This is a genomic window from Siccibacter colletis, assembly GCF_000696575.1.
Classification (GTDB): domain Bacteria; phylum Pseudomonadota; class Gammaproteobacteria; order Enterobacterales; family Enterobacteriaceae; genus Siccibacter; species Siccibacter colletis.
In genome coordinates, this window is record NZ_JMSQ01000039.1 from 183,702 (window position 1) to 205,425 (window position 21,724).

General features: G+C 56.2%; 20 protein-coding genes and 5 tRNA genes. 23 read left to right on the forward strand and 2 right to left on the reverse strand.

Going from position 1 to position 21,724, the window contains the following annotated elements:
* Window positions 1-254: 254 nt before the first annotated feature.
* The 22 genes from sucA to pnuC all read left to right on the forward strand — a co-directional run bounded on the left by sucA (window position 255) and on the right by pnuC (window position 18,849).
* Entirely contained in the window at window positions 255-3,062 is a 2,808-nt protein-coding gene (gene sucA, locus ET34_RS0119810) for a 2-oxoglutarate dehydrogenase E1 component (RefSeq protein WP_031524954.1), read from the forward strand.
* Window positions 3,063-3,076: 14 nt separating this feature from the next.
* Window positions 3,077-4,306, forward strand: coding sequence for a 2-oxoglutarate dehydrogenase complex dihydrolipoyllysine-residue succinyltransferase (odhB, locus tag ET34_RS0119815; RefSeq protein WP_031524956.1), 1,230 nt, complete (start codon window positions 3,077-3,079; stop codon window positions 4,304-4,306).
* 111 nt (window positions 4,307-4,417) lie between these two features.
* A complete protein-coding gene (gene sucC / locus ET34_RS0119820) occupies window positions 4,418-5,584 on the forward strand; it encodes an ADP-forming succinate--CoA ligase subunit beta (protein WP_029592673.1) in 1,167 nt (388 codons plus the stop codon).
* Window positions 5,584-6,453 (forward strand): succinate--CoA ligase subunit alpha, encoded by an 870-nt coding sequence (gene sucD / locus ET34_RS0119825; RefSeq protein WP_024548050.1) that lies wholly within the window; start codon window positions 5,584-5,586, stop codon window positions 6,451-6,453. Before sucC ends, sucD begins: the two co-directional genes overlap by 1 nt.
* 823 nt (window positions 6,454-7,276) lie before the next feature.
* Complete coding sequence (gene cydA, locus ET34_RS0119830) at window positions 7,277-8,845, forward strand: cytochrome ubiquinol oxidase subunit I (RefSeq protein WP_031524959.1); 1,569 nt, start codon at window positions 7,277-7,279, stop codon at window positions 8,843-8,845.
* A gap of 15 nt (window positions 8,846-8,860) precedes the next feature.
* Window positions 8,861-10,000, forward strand: a complete 1,140-nt coding sequence (cydB, locus tag ET34_RS0119835; protein ID WP_031524961.1) for a cytochrome d ubiquinol oxidase subunit II — start codon at window positions 8,861-8,863, stop codon at window positions 9,998-10,000.
* A 14-nt stretch (window positions 10,001-10,014) separates the two neighbouring features.
* Window positions 10,015-10,128 (forward strand): cytochrome bd-I oxidase subunit CydX, encoded by a 114-nt coding sequence (gene cydX / locus ET34_RS22215; protein WP_064544874.1) that lies wholly within the window; start codon window positions 10,015-10,017, stop codon window positions 10,126-10,128.
* Window positions 10,128-10,421 (forward strand): cyd operon protein YbgE, encoded by a 294-nt coding sequence (ybgE, locus tag ET34_RS0119845; RefSeq protein WP_031524963.1) that lies wholly within the window; start codon window positions 10,128-10,130, stop codon window positions 10,419-10,421. Before cydX ends, ybgE begins: the two co-directional genes overlap by 1 nt.
* 194 nt (window positions 10,422-10,615) lie before the next feature.
* The gene (ybgC, locus tag ET34_RS0119850) at window positions 10,616-11,020 is read left to right on the forward strand and encodes a tol-pal system-associated acyl-CoA thioesterase (protein WP_031524964.1); all 405 of its coding nucleotides are present in this window, start codon (window positions 10,616-10,618) and stop codon (window positions 11,018-11,020) included.
* Window positions 11,017-11,712 (forward strand): Tol-Pal system protein TolQ, encoded by a 696-nt coding sequence (gene tolQ, locus ET34_RS0119855; protein WP_035891809.1) that lies wholly within the window; start codon window positions 11,017-11,019, stop codon window positions 11,710-11,712. The genes ybgC and tolQ overlap by 4 nt, the downstream gene beginning before the upstream one ends.
* 3 nt (window positions 11,713-11,715) lie before the next feature.
* A complete protein-coding gene (tolR, locus tag ET34_RS0119860) occupies window positions 11,716-12,144 on the forward strand; it encodes a colicin uptake protein TolR (protein ID WP_031524966.1) in 429 nt (142 codons plus the stop codon).
* A 36-nt stretch (window positions 12,145-12,180) separates the two neighbouring features.
* On the forward strand, window positions 12,181-13,395 hold the full coding sequence (gene tolA / locus ET34_RS0119865; protein ID WP_031524967.1) for a cell envelope integrity protein TolA: 1,215 nt from the start codon (window positions 12,181-12,183) through the stop codon (window positions 13,393-13,395).
* 131 nt (window positions 13,396-13,526) lie between these two features.
* Window positions 13,527-14,819: a Tol-Pal system beta propeller repeat protein TolB gene (gene tolB / locus ET34_RS0119870; RefSeq protein WP_031524969.1), complete on the forward strand. Its 1,293-nt coding sequence runs from the start codon at window positions 13,527-13,529 to the stop codon at window positions 14,817-14,819.
* Between the two features lie 35 nt (window positions 14,820-14,854).
* Complete coding sequence (pal, locus tag ET34_RS0119875) at window positions 14,855-15,376, forward strand: peptidoglycan-associated lipoprotein Pal (protein ID WP_031524970.1); 522 nt, start codon at window positions 14,855-14,857, stop codon at window positions 15,374-15,376.
* 9 nt (window positions 15,377-15,385) lie between these two features.
* Window positions 15,386-16,186 carry a cell division protein CpoB gene (cpoB, locus tag ET34_RS0119880; protein ID WP_031524972.1) on the forward strand — a complete coding sequence of 267 codons (801 nt, stop codon included), beginning with the start codon at window positions 15,386-15,388 and terminating at the stop codon, window positions 16,184-16,186.
* A 163-nt stretch (window positions 16,187-16,349) separates the two neighbouring features.
* Window positions 16,350-16,425, forward strand: a tRNA-Lys gene (locus tag ET34_RS0119885).
* A 26-nt stretch (window positions 16,426-16,451) separates the two neighbouring features.
* Window positions 16,452-16,527: transfer RNA gene (locus tag ET34_RS0119890), tRNA-Val, on the forward strand.
* 3 nt (window positions 16,528-16,530) lie between these two features.
* Window positions 16,531-16,606, forward strand: a tRNA-Lys gene (locus ET34_RS0119895).
* 51 nt (window positions 16,607-16,657) lie between these two features.
* Window positions 16,658-16,733, forward strand: a tRNA-Lys gene (locus tag ET34_RS0119900).
* A gap of 35 nt (window positions 16,734-16,768) precedes the next feature.
* Window positions 16,769-16,844: transfer RNA gene (locus tag ET34_RS0119905), tRNA-Lys, on the forward strand.
* A 196-nt stretch (window positions 16,845-17,040) separates the two neighbouring features.
* Window positions 17,041-18,102 (forward strand): quinolinate synthase NadA, encoded by a 1,062-nt coding sequence (gene nadA, locus ET34_RS0119910; RefSeq protein ID WP_031524974.1) that lies wholly within the window; start codon window positions 17,041-17,043, stop codon window positions 18,100-18,102.
* A gap of 24 nt (window positions 18,103-18,126) precedes the next feature.
* Window positions 18,127-18,849, forward strand: a complete 723-nt coding sequence (gene pnuC / locus ET34_RS0119915; protein ID WP_031524976.1) for a nicotinamide riboside transporter PnuC — start codon at window positions 18,127-18,129, stop codon at window positions 18,847-18,849.
* Here the strand turns inward: pnuC and zitB are convergent.
* Both zitB and ET34_RS0119925 read right to left on the reverse strand, forming a co-directional pair.
* Window positions 18,843-19,796, reverse strand: coding sequence for a CDF family zinc transporter ZitB (gene zitB / locus ET34_RS0119920; protein WP_031524977.1), 954 nt, complete (start codon window positions 19,794-19,796; stop codon window positions 18,843-18,845). The two genes, pnuC and zitB, sit on opposite strands and share 7 nt — an antisense overlap.
* Before the next feature lie 118 nt (window positions 19,797-19,914).
* Entirely contained in the window at window positions 19,915-20,328 is a 414-nt protein-coding gene (locus ET34_RS0119925) for a protein YbgS (protein ID WP_051640583.1), read from the reverse strand.
* A 320-nt stretch (window positions 20,329-20,648) separates the two neighbouring features.
* On the opposite strand from ET34_RS0119925, the gene aroG reads away from it, so the two are divergent.
* Window positions 20,649-21,701 (forward strand): 3-deoxy-7-phosphoheptulonate synthase AroG, encoded by a 1,053-nt coding sequence (gene aroG, locus ET34_RS0119930; RefSeq protein ID WP_031524980.1) that lies wholly within the window; start codon window positions 20,649-20,651, stop codon window positions 21,699-21,701.
* Window positions 21,702-21,724 lie beyond the last annotated feature (23 nt).

A 21,724-nucleotide genomic window follows, 5' to 3' on the forward strand; every position in this document is an offset into this window, starting at 1 on the left:
TAATCGAGGCGTTCAGAGCGAGACAAGGCGGCAACTGAGCGCATCCCCAGCAGCATAGTGAACTATGTGACTGGGGTAAGCGAAGGCAACCAGCGACGTCGCAGCCTGAACGAAGAAGATTAATGGCAGTTTTTAAAGGTTCCTTCGCGGGCCCCATGAGAAGAGCTCGCAGGTGAACCCTGGTGCGTGCGCTGATAAGTGCGCGATGTAGTTATCCACGGCGAAGTAAGCATACAGATGCTTAAGGGATCACGATGCAGAACGGCGCAATGAAAGCCTGGCTGGACTCTTCTTATCTCTCTGGTTCTAACCAGAGCTGGATAGAACAGCTCTATGAAGACTTCTTAACCGATCCTGACTCAGTGGACGCCCACTGGCGCTCCATGTTCCAGCAGTTACCTGGCACCGGGGCCAGACCGGATCAGTTCCACTCCAAAACGCGTGATTATTTCCGCCGCCTGGCGAAAGATGCCACACGTTACTCCTCCTCAGTGTCCGACCCGGACACCAATGTGAAGCAGGTTAAAGTCCTGCAGCTCATTAACGCGTACCGCTTCCGCGGCCATCAGCACGCTAACCTCGACCCGCTCGGACTGTGGAAACAGGACCGCGTTGCGGATCTCGACCCGGCGTTCCACGACCTCTCCGACGCCGACTTCCAGGAAAGCTTTAACATCGGCTCCTTTGCCATCGGCAAAGAGACCATGAAGCTTGGCGAGCTGCTGGAAGCCCTGAAGCAGACCTACTGCGGCTCTATCGGCGCTGAGTACATGCACATTACCAGCACCGAAGAGAAACGCTGGATCCAGCAGCGTATCGAATCCGTTGCCGGTCAGGCTAATTTCAGCGTCGAAGAGAAAAAACGCTTCCTCAGCGAGCTGACCGCCGCCGAAGGGCTGGAGCGCTACTTAGGCGCGAAATTCCCGGGTGCGAAGCGCTTCTCGCTGGAAGGCGGCGATGCGCTGGTGCCGATGCTGAAAGAGATGATCCGCCACGCCGGCAACAGCGGCACCCGTGAAGTGGTGCTGGGTATGGCGCACCGCGGCCGTCTCAACGTGCTGATTAACGTGCTGGGCAAAAAATCCCAGGAGCTGTTTGACGAGTTCGCGGGCAAACATAAAGAACACCTCGGCACCGGGGACGTGAAGTACCACATGGGCTTCTCCTCCGATATCGAAACCGACGGCGGCCTGGTGCACCTGGCGCTGGCGTTCAACCCGTCGCACCTTGAGATCGTCAGTCCGGTGGTGATGGGCTCCGTTCGCGCCCGTCTGGATCGTCTGGACGAGCCGAGCAGCAATAAAGTACTGCCGATCACCATTCACGGTGACGCGGCGGTGACCGGGCAGGGCGTGGTGCAGGAAACCCTGAACATGTCCAAAGCACGCGGCTACGAAGTGGGCGGTACCGTGCGTATCGTTATCAACAACCAGGTGGGCTTCACCACCTCGAACCCGCTTGATGCCCGCTCGACCCCGTACTGCACCGATATCGGTAAAATGGTGCAGTCGCCGATCTTCCACGTTAACGCGGACGATCCGGAAGCGGTAGCCTTTGTCACCCGCCTGGCGCTGGATTTCCGTAACACCTTCAAACGCGATGTGTTTATCGACCTGGTGTGCTACCGCCGTCACGGCCATAACGAAGCCGATGAGCCGAGCGCAACCCAGCCGCTGATGTACCAGAAAATCAAAAAGCACCCGACGCCGCGTAAACTTTACGCTGACCGTCTGGAGCAGGAAAAAGTCGCCTCGCTGGAAGACGCCACCGAGATGGTGAACCTCTACCGTGACGCGCTGGATGCCGGCGAGTGCGTGGTGAAAGAGCTGCGTCCGATGAACATGCACTCCTTCACCTGGTCGCCGTATCTGAACCACGAGTGGGACGAAAGCTATCCGAATAAGGTAGAGATGAAGCGCCTGCAGGAGCTGGCGAAGCGTATCGCCACCGTGCCGGAAGCCATCGAGATGCAGTCCCGCGTGGCAAAAATCTATGCCGACCGTCAGGCCATGGCAGCGGGCGAAAAAATGTTCGACTGGGGCGGGGCGGAAAACCTCGCTTACGCCACGCTGGTTGATGAGGGCATTCCGATTCGCCTGTCCGGTGAAGACTCCGGGCGCGGCACCTTCTTCCACCGCCACGCCGTGGTGCATAACCAGACCAACGGCTCAACCTATACGCCGCTGCAGCACATTCACAACGGCCAGGGCCAGTTTAAGGTCTGGGACTCGGTGCTGTCTGAAGAAGCGGTGCTGGCATTTGAGTACGGTTACGCCACCGCTGAGCCGCGCACGCTGACCATCTGGGAAGCGCAGTTCGGCGACTTCGCCAACGGTGCGCAGGTAGTTATTGACCAGTTCATCAGCTCCGGCGAGCAGAAGTGGGGCCGTATGTGCGGTCTGGCGATGCTGCTGCCGCACGGCTATGAAGGCCAGGGCCCGGAGCACTCTTCCGCGCGTCTGGAGCGTTATCTGCAGCTGTGCGCTGAACAGAACATGCAGGTGTGCGTCCCGTCCACGCCGGCGCAGGTTTACCACATGCTGCGTCGTCAGGCGCTGCGCGGTATGCGCCGTCCGCTGGTGGTGATGTCACCGAAATCGCTGCTGCGTCATCCGCTTGCGGTTTCAAGCCTCGACGAACTGGCGAACGGCACCTTCATGCCAGCCATCGGCGAGATCGACGAGCTCGATCCGCAGGGCGTGAAGCGCGTAGTCCTTTGTTCTGGTAAGGTTTATTACGACCTGCTGGAGCAACGCCGTAAGAACGATCAAAAAGACGTTGCCATCGTGCGTATCGAACAGCTTTATCCGTTCCCGCATCACGCGGTGCAGGAAGCGCTGAAGCCGTTCGCTCACGTGCATGATTTCGTCTGGTGCCAGGAAGAGCCGCTCAACCAGGGCGCCTGGTACTGCAGCCAGCACCATTTCCGCGAAGTGATTCCGTTTGGATCTGCATTGCGTTATGCAGGCCGCCCGGCCTCTGCCTCCCCGGCGGTAGGGTATATGTCCGTTCACCAGAAACAGCAGCAAGATCTGGTCAATGACGCGCTGAACGTCGATTAATTAAAGGATAAATAATGAGTAGCGTAGATATTCTTGTTCCTGACCTGCCTGAATCCGTTGCCGATGCAACCGTAGCCACCTGGCATAAAAAACCGGGCGACAGCGTCCAACGCGACGAAGTGCTGGTAGAAATCGAAACTGACAAAGTGGTACTGGAAGTGCCGGCGTCCGCGGACGGTATCCTTGATGCCGTGCTGGAAGAGGAAGGTTCAACCGTTACCTCGCGTCAGATCCTGGGCCGCCTGCGTGAAGGCAACAGCGGCGGTAAAGAGAGCAGCGCGAAATCTGACAGCAACGAGACCACGCCGGCGCAGCGCCAGCAGGCCTCGCTGAGCGAAGAGAGCAACGATGCCCTTAGCCCGGCGATCCGTCGCCTGCTGGCTGAGCACACCCTGGACGCGGACGCGATCAAAGGCACCGGCGTCGGTGGCCGTCTGACCCGTGAAGACGTGGAAAAACATCTGGCGAAAGCGAAATCCGCGCAGCCGGAAAGCGCTAAAGCGCCTGAGCAGCAGGCGGCGGCAGTACAGCCGGTGGCCGGCAACCGCTCTGAGAAGCGCGTGCCGATGACCCGTCTGCGCAAGCGCGTGGCCGAGCGTCTGCTGGAAGCGAAAAACTCTACCGCGATGCTGACCACCTTCAACGAAGTGAACATGAAGCCGATCATGGATCTGCGCAAGCAGTACGGCGACGCCTTCGAAAAACGTCACGGCATCCGCCTGGGCTTTATGTCCTTCTACGTGAAAGCGGTGGTTGAAGCCCTGAAGCGCTTCCCGGAAGTGAACGCCTCCATCGACGGTGAAGATGTGGTGTACCACAACTACTTCGACGTCAGCATGGCGGTTTCCACGCCGCGTGGCCTGGTGACGCCGGTTCTGCGCGACGTTGACGTGCTGGGCATGGCCGACATCGAAAAACGCATCAAGGATCTGGCGATCAAAGGCCGCGACGGCAAGCTGACCGTGGAAGACCTGACCGGCGGTAATTTCACCATTACCAACGGCGGCGTATTCGGTTCCCTGATGTCCACGCCGATCATCAACCCGCCGCAGAGCGCCATCCTCGGGATGCACGCCATCAAAGATCGCCCGATGGCGGTTGACGGCAAAGTTGAGATCCTGCCGATGATGTATCTGGCGCTCTCTTACGATCACCGCCTGATTGATGGCCGTGAATCCGTAGGCTTCCTGGTAGCCATTAAAGAGCTGCTGGAAGATCCAACGCGTCTGCTGCTGGACGTGTAGCCCGGTGCGGGGGGCAACTCCCGCCGGTATTGATTTTCTCGTCGCCCCGCTGCGGGGCGGCATTTTCCATACTCCGAGCGTGAAGCTCTACACTCTTGATGGACAGAACTCATGAACTTACACGAATATCAGGCAAAGCAGTTGTTTGCCCGTTATGGCCTGCCGGCTCCGGTAGGTTATGCCTGTAATACCCCGCGTGAAGCTGAAGAAGCGGCGTCCAAAATTGGCGCTGGTCCGTGGGTAGTAAAATGCCAGGTTCACGCTGGCGGCCGCGGTAAAGCGGGCGGCGTGAAAGTGGTAAACAGCAAAGAAGATATTCGCGCGTTCGCCGAGCAGTGGCTGGGCAAGCGTCTGGTGACCTACCAAACAGACGCCAACGGTCAGCCGGTTAACCAGATCCTGGTTGAAGCGGCAACCGATATTGATAAAGAGCTTTACCTGGGCGCGGTGGTTGACCGTAGCTCCCGTCGCGTGGTGTTCATGGCCTCTACCGAAGGCGGCGTGGAAATTGAAAAAGTGGCGGAAGAAACCCCGCACCTGATCCACAAAATCGCCCTCGATCCGCTGGCCGGCCCGATGCCGTACCAGGGTCGCGAACTGGCGTTCAAACTGGGCCTGGAAGGCAAGCAGGTTCAGCAGTTCACCAAAATCTTTATGGGTCTGGCGACCATCTTCCTCGAGCGTGACCTGGCGCTGATCGAAATCAACCCGCTGGTTATCACGAAGCAGGGCGATCTGATCTGCCTCGACGGAAAACTGGGCGCCGACGGCAATGCCCTGTTCCGCCAGCCGGATCTGCGCGAAATGCGCGACCACTCGCAGGAAGATCCGCGTGAATCTCACGCTGCGCAGTGGGAACTGAACTACGTGGCGCTGGATGGCAACATCGGCTGCATGGTTAACGGTGCGGGCCTGGCAATGGGCACCATGGACATCGTTAAGCTGCACGGCGGCGACCCGGCGAACTTCCTTGACGTGGGCGGCGGCGCGACCAAAGAGCGCGTCACCGAAGCGTTCAAAATCATCCTCTCCGACGACAAAGTGAAAGCCGTACTGGTTAACATCTTCGGCGGTATCGTGCGCTGCGACCTGATCGCCGACGGTATCATCGGCGCGGTGGAAGAAGTGGGCGTTAACGTACCGGTCGTGGTTCGTCTGGAAGGTAACAACGCCGAGCTGGGCGCACAGAAGCTGGCAGAAAGCGGTCTGAATATTATTGCAGCACAAAGTCTGACGGATGCAGCAGTGCAGGTTGTTGCTGCCGTGGAGGGGAAATAATGTCTGTTTTGATCGATAAGAACACCAAAGTGATCTGCCAGGGCTTCACCGGCAGCCAGGGCTCTTTCCACTCCGAACAGGCGATTGCCTACGGAACCCAGATGGTCGGCGGCGTAACGCCGGGCAAAGGCGGCACCACGCACCTCGGCCTGCCGGTGTTCAACACCGTGCGCGAAGCGGTAGAAGCGACCGGCGCGACCGCGTCCGTTATCTACGTACCGGCTCCGTTCTGCAAAGACTCCATTCTGGAAGCCATTGATGCAGGCATCAAACTGATCATCACCATCACCGAAGGTATCCCGACGCTGGATATGCTGACCGTGAAGGTGAAGCTGGATGAAGCTGGCGTGCGTATGATTGGCCCGAACTGCCCGGGTGTTATCACCCCAGGCGAATGCAAAATCGGCATCATGCCGGGCCACATCCACAAGCCAGGCAAAGTGGGTATCGTGTCGCGCTCCGGCACCCTGACCTACGAAGCGGTTAAGCAGACCACCGATTACGGTTTCGGCCAGTCCACCTGTGTGGGCATCGGCGGCGACCCGATCCCGGGGTCTAACTTCATCGATATCCTGAAGCTGTTCCAGGAAGATCCGCAGACCGAAGCGATCGTGATGATCGGTGAGATCGGCGGCAGCGCGGAAGAAGAAGCGGCGGCATACATCAAAGACCACGTCACTAAGCCGGTTGTGGGCTACATCGCGGGCGTTACCGCGCCGAAAGGCAAGCGTATGGGCCACGCCGGGGCAATCATTGCCGGTGGTAAAGGCACGGCTGACGAGAAGTTTGCCGCGCTGGAAGCCGCAGGCGTGAAAACCGTACGTAGCCTCGCCGACATCGGCGATGCGCTGAAAACCATTCTCAAATAATTACTCTCATCCCTCCGTACTGCGGAGGGTTTACTATTCGAAGAAGCTTTTCGACATGGTTGCCACCTTCGGGTGGCTTTTTTTTGCCTGTAAAGCGGTACTGCGGGCTCTCTGCACCGGTAGCACGCCCTGATTAACGCTAACAAACGCTGTTGTTCAGCCGTATACATAATTAAACGCGAGCCGGAAATAAGTGGCGTTAATCAACCGATAATAAGTGTTAAATATATGCTATCTGTGGTGAATAATTTGTAATAAGTCAGGTCGTTTATTTATGTGGATTGAAACGTGATGGATTTAACAGATAATTAATATTTGATGCTCAATTTTATTATCATCTCACATAAATTAAATAATGCAGATTTATAATTAACGCCTGCCGCTAACGGTTTAACGTCAAATATTAAACATAATGGCAACATAACTGTTACCGCTTGAGCTGCCGGGAAAAACATCGTTAACAATGGCTTATAAAATTGATCTTAATCAATATTTCAGTCGTGTTTTTTTCTGCTTTAAAAGTAAAATTGCGGCAGATCAAACCAGCCGTTTCGTGCTAAATTGGCGGGAAATTGATCGGCGTCGTAAAACGCAGAAATGACAACGCAAAAACCTGTTTATTGTGAGGGGATTGCGGCGTAATATATTGGCGAAATCAATTCCAGTTTTTATTAACCAATTTGTAACCTTTCCATCTCACTATTCACATTTATTGTGAATGGCCGGGATTTCTGGAAGCAAATTTTTCTATTGGGGCATGCGCTGCGAAGCTTTTAATTAAGTTTTGCGCTCGAAGTCTTCATGCGAAGAGCAAGGAGTCAGGATGTTAGATATTGTCGAACTGTCGCGCTTACAGTTTGCCTTGACCGCAATGTACCACTTTCTTTTTGTGCCGCTCACGCTGGGTATGGCGTTCCTGCTGGCCATTATGGAAACGGTCTATGTGCTTTCCGGCAAACAAATCTATAAAGATATGACCAAATTCTGGGGCAAGTTGTTTGGTATCAACTTTGCGCTGGGCGTGGCGACCGGTCTGACCATGGAATTCCAGTTCGGAACCAACTGGTCTTATTATTCGCACTATGTGGGTGACATCTTCGGTGCGCCGCTGGCCATTGAAGGCCTGATGGCGTTCTTCCTCGAATCGACCTTTGTCGGTCTGTTCTTCTTCGGTTGGGATCGCCTGAGCAAAGTACAGCACATGGCGGTGACCTGGCTGGTAGCGCTTGGCTCTAACCTCTCGGCACTGTGGATCCTGGTGGCGAACGGCTGGATGCAGAACCCTATCGCCTCCGACTTCAACTTCGAAACCATGCGTATGGAGATGGTGAGCTTCTCCGAGCTGGTACTGAACCCGGTTGCGCAGGTGAAGTTCGTGCACACCGTGGCGGCAGGCTATACCTGCGGCGCGATGTTTATCCTCGGCATCAGCGCTTACTACCTGCTGCGCGGCCGCGACGTTGCCTTCGCGAAGCGCTCCTTCGCCATTGCTGCCAGCTTCGGTATGGCGGCGATCCTCTCTGTTATCGTGCTGGGTGATGAGTCCGGTTACGAAATGGGCGACGTGCAAAAAACCAAACTGGCCGCTATCGAAGCGGAGTGGGAAACCCAGCCGGCACCGGCGTCGTTTACCCTGTTTGGTATTCCGGATCAGGAGGCGCAGGAGAATAAATTCGCCATTCAGATCCCGTACGCGCTGGGGATTATCGCCACCCGTTCCGTTGATACCCCGGTTATCGGTATTAAGGATCTGATGGTGCAGCATGAAGAGCGTATCCGTAACGGTATGAAGGCTTATGCGCTGCTTGAGCAGCTGCGTGCCGGTTCCACCGATCAGAGCGTGCGCGATGACTTCAACAGCATCAAAAAAGACCTCGGCTATGGTCTGCTGCTGAAACGCTATACCCCGAACGTCTCTGACGCTACCGAAGCCCAGATCCAACAGGCGATGAAAGACTCCATCCCACGCGTTGCGCCGCTCTATTTCGCCTTCCGTCTGATGGTGGCCTGCGGCATCCTGATGCTGCTGATTATCGGCGTCGCGTTCTGGACCGTGATTCGTAACCGCATCGGCGAGAAAAAATGGCTGCTGCGCGCGGCGCTGTACGGTATCCCGCTGCCGTGGATTGCTATCGAATCAGGCTGGTTTGTTGCCGAATACGGCCGTCAACCCTGGGCTATCGGTGAGGTGCTGCCGACCGCGGTGGCGAACTCCTCCCTGACCGTCGGCGACCTGCTGTTCTCGATGATCCTGATCTGCGGCCTCTACACGCTGTTTATGATTGCCGAGCTGTTCCTGATGTTCAAATTTGCACGTCTCGGGCCGAGCAGTCTGAAAACAGGTCGTTATCACTACGAGCAGTCCACCGTGGCTACTCAGCCGGCACGCTAAGACAGGAGTCGTCAAATGATTGATTATGAAGTATTGCGTTTTATCTGGTGGCTGCTGGTCGGCATTCTGCTGATTGGTTTTGCGGTCACTGACGGCTTCGACATGGGCGTGGGGATGCTGTCGCGCATCATCGGCCGCAACGACGTTGAACGCCGCATTATGGTTAACTCCATTGCTCCGCACTGGGACGGCAACCAGGTATGGCTCATCACCGCAGGCGGCGCGCTGTTCGCTGCCTGGCCGATGGTGTACGCCGCTGCCTTCTCGGGTTTCTACGTGGCGATGATCCTGGTGCTGGCCTCGCTGTTTTTCCGTCCGGTCGGTTTTGACTACCGCTCGAAGATTGAAGATATGCGCTGGCGCAACATGTGGGACTGGGGCATCTTCATCGGCAGCTTCGTGCCGCCGCTGGTGATTGGCGTGGCGTTCGGTAACCTGCTGCAGGGTGTACCGTTCCACATCGATTCCGATCTGCGTCTGTTCTACACCGGTAATTTCTTCCAGCTGCTCAATCCATTTGGTCTGCTGGCGGGTGTGGTGAGCGTATCCATGATCCTGGCGCAGGGTGCGACCTACCTGCAGATTCGTACCGTCGGTGAAGTTCACCTGCGCTCACGCGCCGTGGCGCAGATTGCCGCGCTGGTGATGATGGTCTGCTTTGCGCTGGCAGGTGTCTGGGTGATGTACGGCATCGATGGCTACGTGGTGACCTCGGAACTGAACCGTTATGCGGCGTCTAATCCGCTGAATAAAGAGGTGGCGCGTCAGGCGGGTGCCTGGTTCACCAACTTCAACAACATGCCTGTACTGTGGGCGATCCCGGCGCTGGGTGTTGCACTGCCGCTGCTGACCGTGCTGTGTTCACGCATTGAGAAGGGTGCCTGGGCGTTCCTGTTCTCCTCGTTGACGCTGGCCTGCGTTATCCTGACTGCCGGTATCGCGATGTTCCCGTTCGTGATGCCGTCCAGCACCATGATGAACGCCAGCCTGACCATGTGGGATGCGACTTCCACCCAGCGCACGCTGAACCTCATGACCTGGGTTGCCGCGGTGTTTGTTCCGATCATTCTTCTGTACTCCGCCTGGTGTTACTGGAAGATGTTCGGTCGCATCACCAAAGAACATATCGAAAGCAACACCCACTCTCTTTACTAAGTCAGGAGCTGAATATGTGGTACTTCGCATGGATTCTGGGAACGCTGCTGGCGTGTGCGTTTGGCATCATCACCGCGCTGGCGCTTGAGCACGTTGAAGCCGCCAAAGCCGGTAAAGAAGAACACTGATGAATAAGCTTATCGCGACGTTATATGCGGTAATGGATAAGAGCCCGTTAAGGGCTCTTTCCTTAGTGATGGCGCTGGTGCTGGCGGGCTGCATGTTCTGGGACCCGTCACGTTTTGCCGCCAAAACTAGCGGGCTTGAGATCTGGCAAGGTTTCCTGCTGATGTGGGCGGTGTGCGCCGGGGTGATCCACGGCGTCGGTTTTCGTCCGCGTGCGGTCGTGTGGCAGGGGATTTTCTGCCCGCTTATCGCCGATCTGGTGCTGCTTGCCGGGCTGGTTTTTTTCTTCCTGTAACCCCCTTTCTCAACAGGCTGATATCGGCAGTATGAATCTGCGATTCCGGTCGCAAAATACTGTCGGTAATCCGCCTGCAACTCCTGCTTTCACAAGCCTGGAAATATTTACTCTCCGTTTACCTGAACCCATTCCAAACCCCTGACAGCTTGCGTATAGTAGCGAAGTTTTGAATTGCATTACCGGGATGTAGAGTGAGCACAACGCTGTTTCGATGGCCGGTTCGTGTCTATTATGAAGATACCGATGCCGGTGGTGTGGTTTACCACGCCAGTTACGTTGCCTTTTATGAACGAGCACGCACAGAAATGCTGCGCCATCACCATTTCAGCCAGCAGGCTTTGATGGCGGAGCGAGTCGCCTTTGTGGTTCGCAGAATGACGGTTGATTATTTTGCGCCAGCCCGGCTTGACGACATGCTCGACATCCAGACCGAAATTACAACAATGCGTGGCACCTCTATGGTATTCACGCAGCGGATCCTCAACGCCGACGGTACGCTCCTCAATCAGGCTGAAGTGCTGATTGTCTGCGTTGATCCACTCATCATGAAGCCTCGTGCGCTTCCCAAGTCTATTGTCGCGGAGTTCAAGCAGTGACTGACATGAATATCCTTGATTTGTTCTTGAAGGCAAGCCTTCTGGTTAAACTTATCATGTTGATTTTAATTGGTTTCTCAATCGCATCCTGGGCCATCATTATCCAGCGTACCCGCATTCTTAACGCGGCGAGCCGTGAAGCCGAGGCCTTCGAAGATAAGTTCTGGTCCGGCATTGAGCTGTCTCGCCTGTATCAGGAGAGCCAGGGACGTCGTGACAGCCTCTCCGGCTCCGAGCAGATCTTCTACTCGGGGTTTAAAGAGTTCGCGCGTCTGCATCGCGCCAATAACCACGCGCCGGAAGCGGTAGTGGAAGGGGCGTCGCGCGCGATGCGTATCTCCATGAACCGCGAGCTGGAAACGCTGGAAACCCATATTCCTTTCCTCGGTACCGTGGGTTCCATCAGCCCATATATCGGTCTGTTTGGTACGGTATGGGGGATCATGCATGCCTTTATCGCGCTTGGCGCGGTAAAACAGGCAACGCTGCAGATGGTTGCGCCGGGTATCGCCGAAGCGCTTATCGCGACGGCAATCGGCCTGTTTGCTGCTATTCCGGCAGTAATGGCCTACAACCGCCTCAATCAGCGCGTGAACAAGCTGGAACTGAACTACGACAACTTCATGGAAGAGTTCACCGCGATTCTGCATCGTCAGGCGTTCAGCAGCAGCAGCGAAAGCAGCAAGGGGTAAGAGATGGCCAGAACACGTGGACGTGGTCGCCGTGAACTGAAGTCCGAAATCAACATCGTGCCACTGCTGGACGTGTTGCTGGTGCTGCTGCTCATTTTTATGGCAACAGCGCCCATCATTACCCAGAGCGTGGAAGTCGATCTTCCGGACGCGACCGATTCGCAAACCGTAAGCGCGAACGATAACCCGCCGGTCATTATTGAAGTATCCGGCGTGGGCCAGTACAGCGTGGTGGTGGAGAAAGATCGTCTCGATCAGCTGCCTTCAGAGCAGGTGATTGCCGAAGCGCAGCGCCGCCTGCAGGAAAACCCGAAAACGGTATTCCTGATCGGCGGAGCGAAAGAGGTGCCTTACGATGAAATCATCAAGGCGCTGAACCTGTTGCACCAGGCTGGCGTGAAATCCGTCGGCCTGATGACGCAGCCGATCTAAGCACGCTTACCAGACGAACAGTGACGGAAACCGAGAGTGTCAAAGGCTACCGAAGAAAACAGCAAGCTTAAACGCGCGATAATTATTTCCGGTGTTCTGCATGTGATCCTTTTTGCACTGCTGATCTGGAGCTCGTTCGATGAGCATATTGAAGCATCCGCGGGCGGTGGCGGCGGGTCTGCTATAGATGCGGTGATGGTCGATCCAGGCGCCGTGGTTCAGCAGCATAATCGTGAACAGCAGCAGCAGGCCAGCGCGCAGCGTGCGGCGGAGCAGCGTGAAAAACAGGCTCAGCAGCAGGCAGAAGAGCTTCGTGAGAAGCAGGCCGCCGAGCAGCAGCGCATCAAAGAGATAGAGAAGCAGCGGCTTGAGGCGCAGGAGCAGGCGCGCCAGCAGGCCGAGCAGCAGAAACAGGCTGAAGCGGCAACCAAACGCGCGCAGGAGCAGCAGAAGCAGGCGGAAGAGGCGGCAGCGAAAGCCGCAGCCGATGCTAAAGCGAAGGCCGACGCACAGGCAAAAGCGGCAGCAGACGCCGCGAAGAAAGCCGAAGCGGACGCTCAGAAAAAAGCAGCCGCCGAGGCGGCGAAGAAAGCGGCCGAAGCCGAAAAGGCCGCAGCTGACGCCGCCGCGAAGAAAGCCAAACAGGACGCCGAGAAGAAAGCCGCTGCCGAAGCGGCTAAGCAGGCGGCCGCTGAAAAAGCCGCTGCCGAGAAAGCTGCGGCAGCGGAAAAAGCCGCCGCTGCGAAAGCAGCAGCAGCCGAGAAGGCCGCCGCCGAGAAGAAAGCCGCTGCGGATGCGAAGAAAAAAGCCGCCGCTGAGAAAGCGGCAGCTGAAAAGGCCGCTGCGGCCAAAGCGGCTGAGGGCGTGGACGATCTGTTCGGCGACCTCAGCTCCGGTAAGAATGCACCTAAAACAGGCGGTGGAGCGAAAGGAAATAATGCTTCACCTGCCGGAACGGGTAACACTAAAAACAGCGGTGCGTCGGGCGCGGATATCAGTAACTATGCCGGGCAGATTAAGTCTGCCATCGAAAGCAAGTTTTACGATGCGGCGTCGTACTCGGGTAAAACCTGTACGCTGCGCGTGAAGCTGGCACCGGACGGTTTACTGCTCGATATCCAGTCTGAGGGCGGTGACCCTGCGCTCTGCCAGGCCGCAATTTCTGCGGCACGTCAGGCGAGGATACCGAAGCCACCAAGCCAGGCTGTCTATGAAGTGTTCAAAAATGCACCGCTGGACTTCAAACCATGAGTTACACTTTTCCCCCATGAACCGGGGGAAAGTTCTCCGGTTAACCCCGACGCGGTAACAGTGTAGTCAATTTGAGTTTGTTAACATTCTGCTAAATTATCGTGGCTGTGCGCCTTGATAAGGGAGATATGATGAAGCAGGCATTACGAGTAGCATTTGGTTTTCTGATGCTGTGGGCAGCGGTGCTGCACGCAGAGGTGCGCATTGAGATCACCCAGGGTGTGGATTCTGCACGCCCTATCGGTGTCGTGCCGTTCCAGTGGGCTGGTCCTGGTGCCGCGCCGGAAGATATCGGCGGCATCGTTGGCGCTGACTTACGCAACAGCGGTAAATTTAACCCGCTCGATCGTTCTCGCCTGCCGCAGCAGCCTGGCACCGCTCAGGAAGTGCAGCCTGCGGCCTGGTCTGCGCTGGGTATTGATGCAGTCGTCGTAGGGCAGGTCACGCCTAACCCGGATGGCAGCTACAACGTGGCTTATCAGCTGGTGGATACCGGCGGTGCGCCGGGTACTGTGCTCGCGCAAAACAACTTTAAAGTGAACAAGCAGTGGCTGCGCTATGCCGGTCATACTGCCAGCGATGAAGTGTTCGAGAAGCTGACCGGCATCAAGGGCGCGTTCCGTACCCGTATTGCCTACGTGGTACAGACTAACGGCGGCCAGTTCCCGTATGAGCTGCGCGTCTCCGACTACGACGGTTACAACCAGTTCGTGGTTCACCGTTCGCCGCAGCCGCTGATGTCACCGGCCTGGTCTCCGGACGGCAGCAAAGTTGCCTACGTGACCTTCGAAAGCGGTCGTTCTGCGCTGGTTATCCAGACGCTGGCCAACGGTGCGGTGCGTCAGGTTGCTTCTTTCCCGCGTCACAACGGTGCGCCGTCCTTCTCACCTGACGGTACCAAGCTGGCGTTTGCGCTCTCTAAAACCGGCAGCCTGAACCTCTACGTGATGGATATCGGCTCTGGTCAGATTCGTCAGGTCACTGACGGACGCAGCAACAATACTGAACCGACCTGGTTCCCGGACAGCCAGACCCTGGCCTATACCTCTGACCAGGCGGGTCGTCCTCAGGTTTATAAAGTGAGCATCAACGGCGGTACTCCGCAGCGTCTGACCTGGGAAGGCTCTCAGAACCAGGATGCGGATGTCAGCTCTGACGGGAAATTCCTGGTGATGGTCAGCTCCAACGGCGGTGCACAACACATCGCTAAACAAGATCTGGTGAGCGGTGGCGTACAAACTTTATCGTCAACGTTCCTGGATGAAACGCCAAGTCTGGCACCGAACGGCACTATGGTTATCTACAGCTCTTCTCAGGGGATGGGATCCGTGCTGAATTTGGTCTCTACAGATGGGCGTTTCAAAGCGCGTCTTCCGGCAACTGATGGTCAGGTTAAATCCCCGGCCTGGTCGCCGTATCTGTAATAATAAAATACTGATAATTTTAAAGGATCAAAGAAATGCAACTGAACAAAGTGCTGAAAGGGCTGATGTTGGCTCTGCCTGTAATGGCAATCGCGGCGTGTTCTTCTAACAAGAACGCCAGCAACGATCAGAGCGGCGAAGGCATGCTGGGTGCCGGCACTGGTATGGACGCTAACGCTAACGGCAACATGTCTTCTGAAGAGCAGGCACGTCTGCAGATGCAGCAGCTGCAGCAGAACAACATCGTTTACTTCGGTCTCGACAAGTACGATGTAAGCTCTGAATTCGCTGCCATGCTGGACGCGCACGCTAACTTCCTGCGTAGCAACCCGTCTTACAAAGTCACCGTAGAAGGTCACGCTGACGAACGTGGTACCCCGGAGTACAACATCTCCCTGGGTGAGCGTCGTGCTAACGCCGTTAAAATGTACCTGCAGGGTAAAGGCGTTTCTGCTGACCAGATCTCCATCGTTTCTTACGGTAAAGAAAAACCTGCAGTACTGGGTCACGACGAAGCGGCTTACGCTAAAAACCGTCGCGCCGTACTGGTTTACTAAGAGAATTGCATGAGCAGTAACTTCAGACATCTCGTAATGGGTCTGTCGTTACTGGTTGGCGTAGCGGCCCCCTGGGCCGCTACTGCCCAGGCGCCAATCAGTAATGTAGGCTCAGGCTCGGTTGAAGACCGTGTCACGCAACTTGAGCGTATTTCCAATGCGCACAGCCAGCTGCTTACGCAGCTTCAACAACAGCTTTCCGATAATCAGGCCGACATTGATTCGCTGCGCGGTCAGATTCAGGAGAGTCAGTACCAGCTCAATCAGGTGGTAGAGCGCCAGAAGCAAATTTTATTGCAGATGGACAGCCTGAACAGCGGAGCAGCAGCCGGTGCCGCACCTGCTGCCGGTGCTGACGCTCAGAGTAACGCCGGTGGCGTAGCCACCGATGGTCAGCAGGCTGCCGCGCCTGCTACCGGTGCGCCGGTACAGAGCGGTGACGCCAATACCGACTACAACGCTGCGTTTGCCCTGGTGCAGGACAAGTCCCGCCAGGATGACGCTATCGCCGCGTTCCAGAATTTTGTGAAAAAGTACCCGGATTCAACCTATCAGCCGAACGCTAACTACTGGCTGGGGCAGTTGAATTACAACAAGGGGAAAAAGGACGATGCGGCGTATTACTTTGCCTCGGTGGTTAAGAATTACCCGAAATCGCCTAAAGCGCCGGACGCTATGCTGAAGGTCGGCGTTATCATGCAGGACAAAGGTGACGCGGCAAAAGCCAAAGCGGTTTACCAACAGGTGATCAGCAAGTACCCTGGCACCGAAGGCGCCAAACAGGCTCAAAAACGCTTAAATGCGATGTAATGCCTGGTGCATGACCAGATGCCGTTGGTTTTCTGGTCGTGCCGCCTGAAACGTAAGCAGTTAACCCGTTTCGACGGAAATAGTTGTTGCGCCATAATCTTAAATCAGTAATATATGCCGCCGTTGCCACGGGATGCGAAGCAAGCCTGAGGTGACGAAAAGTGGGTCGTTAGCTCAGTTGGTAGAGCAGTTGACTTTTAATCAATTGGTCGCAGGTTCGAATCCTGCACGACCCACCACTAACAGAAGTATCCAGCGCAGTATTGGGTGATTAGCTCAGCTGGGAGAGCACCTCCCTTACAAGGAGGGGGTCGGCGGTTCGATCCCGTCATCACCCACCATCCGGGTCGTTAGCTCAGTTGGTAGAGCAGTTGACTTTTAATCAATTGGTCGCAGGTTCGAATCCTGCACGACCCACCACTTTCTGAGTGGTGTCCGGAAAAGCATTAACTTCGAAGTCATTACCCGAATGGGTCGTTAGCTCAGTTGGTAGAGCAGTTGACTTTTAATCAATTGGTCGCAGGTTCGAGCCCTGCACGACCCACCACTTCGAAGCGCATCACCTCAGTAGTACCCCAGTATGGGTCGTTAGCTCAGTTGGTAGAGCAGTTGACTTTTAATCAATTGGTCGCAGGTTCGAATCCTGCACGACCCACCAGTGTAAAAAGGCGCCCTAAAGGCGCCTTTTTGCTATCTGCGATTCATCAAACCTTCTCAACCCGTCTATTTTCCCCACGACAATCATCCCGCCATCAGTTATCTTGTTTAGCATACGAAACAAAACCGCCCGTTCACAGGCGCTGATTCGCGTACACTACGGGTTTTCGGTTAAGTCAACAAAACGAGAAAGCAAGATGAGCGTCATGTTTGACCCGGAAACGGCGATTTACCCGTTTCCAACCAAGCCGGTGCCGCTGAGCGCGGATGAGAAGCAGTTTTACCGCGAGAAGATCAAACGCCTGCTGAAAGCGCGTAATGCCGTCATGGTGGCGCACTATTACACCGACCCTGAGATCCAGGCGCTGGCGGAGGAGACCGGCGGCTGTATCTCCGACTCGCTGGAGATGGCGCGCTTCGGGGCCAACCACGCGGCCTCGACGCTGCTGGTCGCTGGCGTGCGCTTTATGGGTGAGACGGCAAAGATCCTCAGCCCGGAAAAAACCATCCTGATGCCAACCCTTGATGCCGAATGCTCGCTCGATCTCGGCTGTCCGATTGATGAATTCACCGCCTTTTGCGATGCGCATCCCGACCGTACCGTGGTGGTCTATGCCAATACGTCTGCCGCCGTGAAGGCGCGCGCAGACTGGGTTGTCACCTCCAGCATTGCCGTTGAGCTGATTGAACATCTCGACAGCCTCGGGGAGAAAATTATCTGGGCACCGGATCGCCATCTCGGGAGCTACGTGCAGAAGCAGACCGGCGCTGACATCCTGTGCTGGCAGGGCGCCTGCATCGTGCATGACGAGTTCAAAACTCAGGCGCTGGCGCGTATGAAGGGATTGTATCCCGAGGCTGCCGTGCTGGTGCACCCTGAGTCTCCGCAGGCGATCGTCGATATGGCAGATGCGGTAGGCTCTACCAGCCAGCTGATTGCCGCCGCAAAAAAACTTCCGCACCAGCAGCTTATCGTGGCTACCGATCGCGGTATTTTTTATAAGATGCAGCAGGCGTGCCCGGAGAAGACGCTGCTTGAGGCACCCACCGCGGGCGAAGGTGCCACCTGTCGCAGCTGCGCCCATTGTCCGTGGATGGCCATGAACGGCCTTAAAGCGATTGCTGAAGCGCTGGAGCAGGGCGGCGCGGTGCATGAGATACAGGTTGACGCCGCACTGCGTGAAGGGGCGTTGAAGCCGCTTAACCGCATGCTGGATTTTGCGGTTACACTTCGACTTTCGACCAAAGGCAACGCGTAGAAATGATTACGCTTCGGGGAACTCATGGATTTTTTTAGTACGCAGAACATTCTGGTGCATATCCCGCTTGGCACAGGCGGGTACGATTTATCGTGGATTGAAGCGGTAGGGACCGTTGCCGGGCTGCTGTGCATCTGGCTCGCCAGCCTCGAAAAAACCATCAACTACGCCTTCGGTCTGGTGAACGTGACGCTGTTCGCTATCATCTTCTTCCAGATCCAGCTGTACGCCAGCCTGCTGCTTCAGATCTTCTTCTTTGCCGCTAACGTTTACGGGTGGTACGCCTGGACGCGCACCACCGGCCAGGATGAGGCGGTACTGCAAATTCGCTGGTTACCGATGCAGAAAGCGCTGGCGTGGATCGCCGCCTGCGTGGTGGCGATTGGCCTGATGACGGTGTTTATCGATCCGGTATTCGGCTTCCTCACCCGCACCGCTGTAAGCCTGATGCAGGCCGTAGGGATTAGCGTGGCCATGCCACAGCTTCAGCCGGATGCGTTCCCGTTCTGGGATTCCTGCATGATGGTGCTCTCTATCGTGGCGATGATCCTGATGACGCGCAAGTACGTGGAAAACTGGCTGCTGTGGGTGGTGATAAACCTTATCAGCGTCGCCATCTTTACGCTGCAGGGCGTGTATGCAATGGCGCTGGAGTATCTCATTCTGACCTTTATCGCCCTGAACGGCAGCAGAATGTGGATCAACAGCGCCCGGGAGCGCGGCTCGCGACCGCTGACGGCTCAGTGAGAATGGCTGTGGCCGTGGTCATGGTGGTGGTGACCCGGCTGCGTCTGGCTTAAATCGCAATCCAGCCCGCTGCAGGGCTGGTACTCCATCTGCACCGTCGCATGAGCAATCTGGTATTCATGAGCGAGGAAATGATGGATACGTCCCAGCAGAGCATCATGGTCGTGGGGCGGCACCACCCGTACGTGAAGCGTCATGAGCGGTTTTTCCCCCACCAGCCAGATATGCACATGGTGAATATCACGCACTTCCGGCACCGCCCGGGACAGCTTGCGCTTCAGCGCGGCGATATCCACGCTGCGCGGCGCGCCTTCCAGCAGTTCGTTGACACTCTCTTTCAGCAGCCGCCAGGCGCTGCGCAATACCAGCGCTGATACCAGTACCGAAAGAATCGGGTCAACTGGCGTCCAGCCGGTCCATAGGATCACCAGTGCGGCAATAATCGCGCCGACCGAACCCAGCAGATCTCCCATCACGTGCAGTGCCGCAGCACGCACGTTTAAGTTCTTCTCTTCACTGCCACGATGTAACACCCAGAATGACAGCAGGTTAGCCACCAGCCCGGCAAACGCGATAGTAAGCATTAACCCACCCGCTACCGGTTCAGGGTGACGGAAGCGCATTATCGCTTCCCAGAAGATAAACAGCGTGATCACCACCAGCGCCAGCGCGTTCACGAAGGCGGCGAGGGTAGTGAGGCGCAACCAGCCAAAAGTCCGGTGCGCGTCGGGCGGGCGACGGGCGAACTGCACCGCGAGCAGCGCAACCAGTAGCGCGGCGGCATCGGTAAGCATATGACCGGCATCCGCGAGCAGCGCCAGCGAGCCGGAAATGATCCCGCCGATGACCTCAAGCAGCATAAAAATGGCGGTAACAGAAAATGCGATAAGCAGGCGACGGGCGTTAGCGTCCTGCGGCAGGTGAGCGTGTGAGTGGTCGTGCGGCATAATCCATCCCGGTGTGCGGCTTAGCGTGGTGCGCAATGCTTGAGAAAACGTGGGATAAACATAGCAAAAAGAAAGGAGAGCGTAAGCTCTCCTTTTTGTGAAGCGTCGGGCAAGACGATTACTGAGTAGTACCGTCTACCTTGGTATTCACTTCATTGTTGTTGGTGGTGCCATCAACTTTGGTGCCGGCATCGTTATTCATACCGTCGCCGGTCTGAACTTTTTTGTTCACGTCCGGGCAGCGACCATCTTTACACATGCTGTTTTTGTGCACTTCATCAGCGCTCATATTACCGTTGCCGGTTGCGCCCGGAGCCGTATTGGTTCCGCTGGTATTGATGTCGTTATTGTTAACATTGTTTGGCGCGATGTTTTCTTTCGCATCCGGTGCAACCTGGCCTGCATCAGCCGCCGCATTTGCCTGGCCCTGGTTACCGCCGCTTGCAGCGCCGCCCGCTGCAGCCAGAGCTGCACCGCTTGCCAGTGTGAGTGTGGTCGTCAGGATTAACGTCGCTAATTTATTCATTCTCATGCTCCTGTTCTGGTCGTTATGTGCTGGATAACTTCTTCCAACAGTGCAGTGCAATATTCTGGTTAAAAACCAGTTTCGGGTGAAAAATTTGTTTGCTGCGTTTAATAACAGCAGGCGCTCTTGTTAAAAGGCATTAAAAGAGAGCTAACAGTTAAAAAGTGTAGTGTCGATCTCGTTTTTCGCTACGTTAGTGACCACTTTTAGTACTTTCCAGGAATTTTCTGCCCGTAGTGTAAAAGCCGGTTTACACTTCTTTTCGGACAATATAGATTGGGGGGATTGCATCAAGGAAAATTTGTAGAATCCACTGGAAACGCCCGATGAACTATCAGAATGACGACCTTCGCATCACCGAAATAAACGAGTTACTCCCACCTGTCGCGCTGCTTGAAAAGTTCCCCGCAACCGAAAATGCTGCCCGCACCGTGTCTAAGGCCCGTCAGGCGATCCATCAGATCCTCAACGGGCACGACGATCGGCTGCTGGTGGTGATTGGCCCGTGCTCGATTCACGATCCCAAAGCGGCGAAAGAGTATGCTGGTCGCCTGCTGGGACTGCGTGAAGCCCTGAAAGGCGAGCTGGAGATCGTGATGCGCGTCTATTTTGAAAAACCACGCACTACCGTGGGCTGGAAAGGGCTGATTAACGATCCGCATATGGATAACAGCTTCCAGATTAACGACGGCCTGCGCATCGCGCGCGAACTGCTGCTGGACATCAACGACAGCGGCCTGCCGGCAGCGGGCGAATTCCTCGATATGATCACTCCGCAGTATATGGCGGATCTGATGAGCTGGGGCGCCATCGGCGCACGCACCACCGAATCTCAGGTCCACCGCGAGCTGGCTTCAGGGCTCTCCTGCCCGGTGGGCTTCAAGAACGGCACCGACGGCACCATCAAGGTGGCGATTGACGCCATCAATGCTGCCAGCGCGCCGCACTGCTTCCTGTCGGTCACCAAGTGGGGCCACTCGGCTATCGTCAACACCAGCGGTAACGGCGACTGCCACATTATTCTGCGCGGCGGCAAAGAGCCGAACTACAGCGCAGCGCACGTGGCAGAGGTAAAATCCGGCCTGGAGAAAGCGGGCCTGGCACCGCAGGTAATGATCGACTTCAGCCACGCCAACTCCAGCAAGCAGTTCAAAAAGCAGATGGAGGTGGGCGCGGACGTCTGCAACCAGCTGGCGCACGGCGAGAAAGCGATTGTTGGCGTGATGATCGAAAGTCACCTGGTGGAAGGCAACCAGAGCCTGGAGAGCGGCGAACCGCTGGTGTATGGCAAGAGCGTCACCGACGGCTGCATCGGCTGGGAAGATACCGACGCGATTCTGCATCAGCTTGCCGCAGCAGTGAAAGCGCGTCGCGGATAATCGCGGCTACATAAACAAAAAAG

Excerpts from the sequence above, each read along its gene's own strand:
- sucA (WP_031524954.1), top strand. The coding sequence starts at position 255 with ATGCAGAACGGCGCAATGAAAGCCTGGCTGGACTCTTCTTATCTCTCT.
- odhB (WP_031524956.1), top strand. The coding sequence starts at position 3,077 with ATGAGTAGCGTAGATATTCTTGTTCCTGACCTGCCTGAATCCGTTGCC.
- sucC (WP_029592673.1), top strand. The coding sequence starts at position 4,418 with ATGAACTTACACGAATATCAGGCAAAGCAGTTGTTTGCCCGTTATGGC.
- sucD (WP_024548050.1), top strand. The coding sequence starts at position 5,584 with ATGTCTGTTTTGATCGATAAGAACACCAAAGTGATCTGCCAGGGCTTC.
- cydA (WP_031524959.1), top strand. The coding sequence starts at position 7,277 with ATGTTAGATATTGTCGAACTGTCGCGCTTACAGTTTGCCTTGACCGCA.
- cydB (WP_031524961.1), top strand. The coding sequence starts at position 8,861 with ATGATTGATTATGAAGTATTGCGTTTTATCTGGTGGCTGCTGGTCGGC.
- cydX (WP_064544874.1), top strand. The coding sequence starts at position 10,015 with ATGTGGTACTTCGCATGGATTCTGGGAACGCTGCTGGCGTGTGCGTTT.
- ybgE (WP_031524963.1), top strand. The coding sequence starts at position 10,128 with ATGAATAAGCTTATCGCGACGTTATATGCGGTAATGGATAAGAGCCCG.
- tolR (WP_031524966.1), top strand. The coding sequence starts at position 11,716 with ATGGCCAGAACACGTGGACGTGGTCGCCGTGAACTGAAGTCCGAAATC.
- tolB (WP_031524969.1), top strand. The coding sequence starts at position 13,527 with ATGAAGCAGGCATTACGAGTAGCATTTGGTTTTCTGATGCTGTGGGCA.
- pal (WP_031524970.1), top strand. The coding sequence starts at position 14,855 with ATGCAACTGAACAAAGTGCTGAAAGGGCTGATGTTGGCTCTGCCTGTA.
- cpoB (WP_031524972.1), top strand. The coding sequence starts at position 15,386 with ATGAGCAGTAACTTCAGACATCTCGTAATGGGTCTGTCGTTACTGGTT.
- nadA (WP_031524974.1), top strand. The coding sequence starts at position 17,041 with ATGAGCGTCATGTTTGACCCGGAAACGGCGATTTACCCGTTTCCAACC.
- pnuC (WP_031524976.1), top strand. The coding sequence starts at position 18,127 with ATGGATTTTTTTAGTACGCAGAACATTCTGGTGCATATCCCGCTTGGC.
- zitB (WP_031524977.1), bottom strand. The coding sequence starts at position 19,796 with ATGCCGCACGACCACTCACACGCTCACCTGCCGCAGGACGCTAACGCC.
- ET34_RS0119925 (WP_051640583.1), bottom strand. The coding sequence starts at position 20,328 with ATGAGAATGAATAAATTAGCGACGTTAATCCTGACGACCACACTCACA.
- aroG (WP_031524980.1), top strand. The coding sequence starts at position 20,649 with ATGAACTATCAGAATGACGACCTTCGCATCACCGAAATAAACGAGTTA.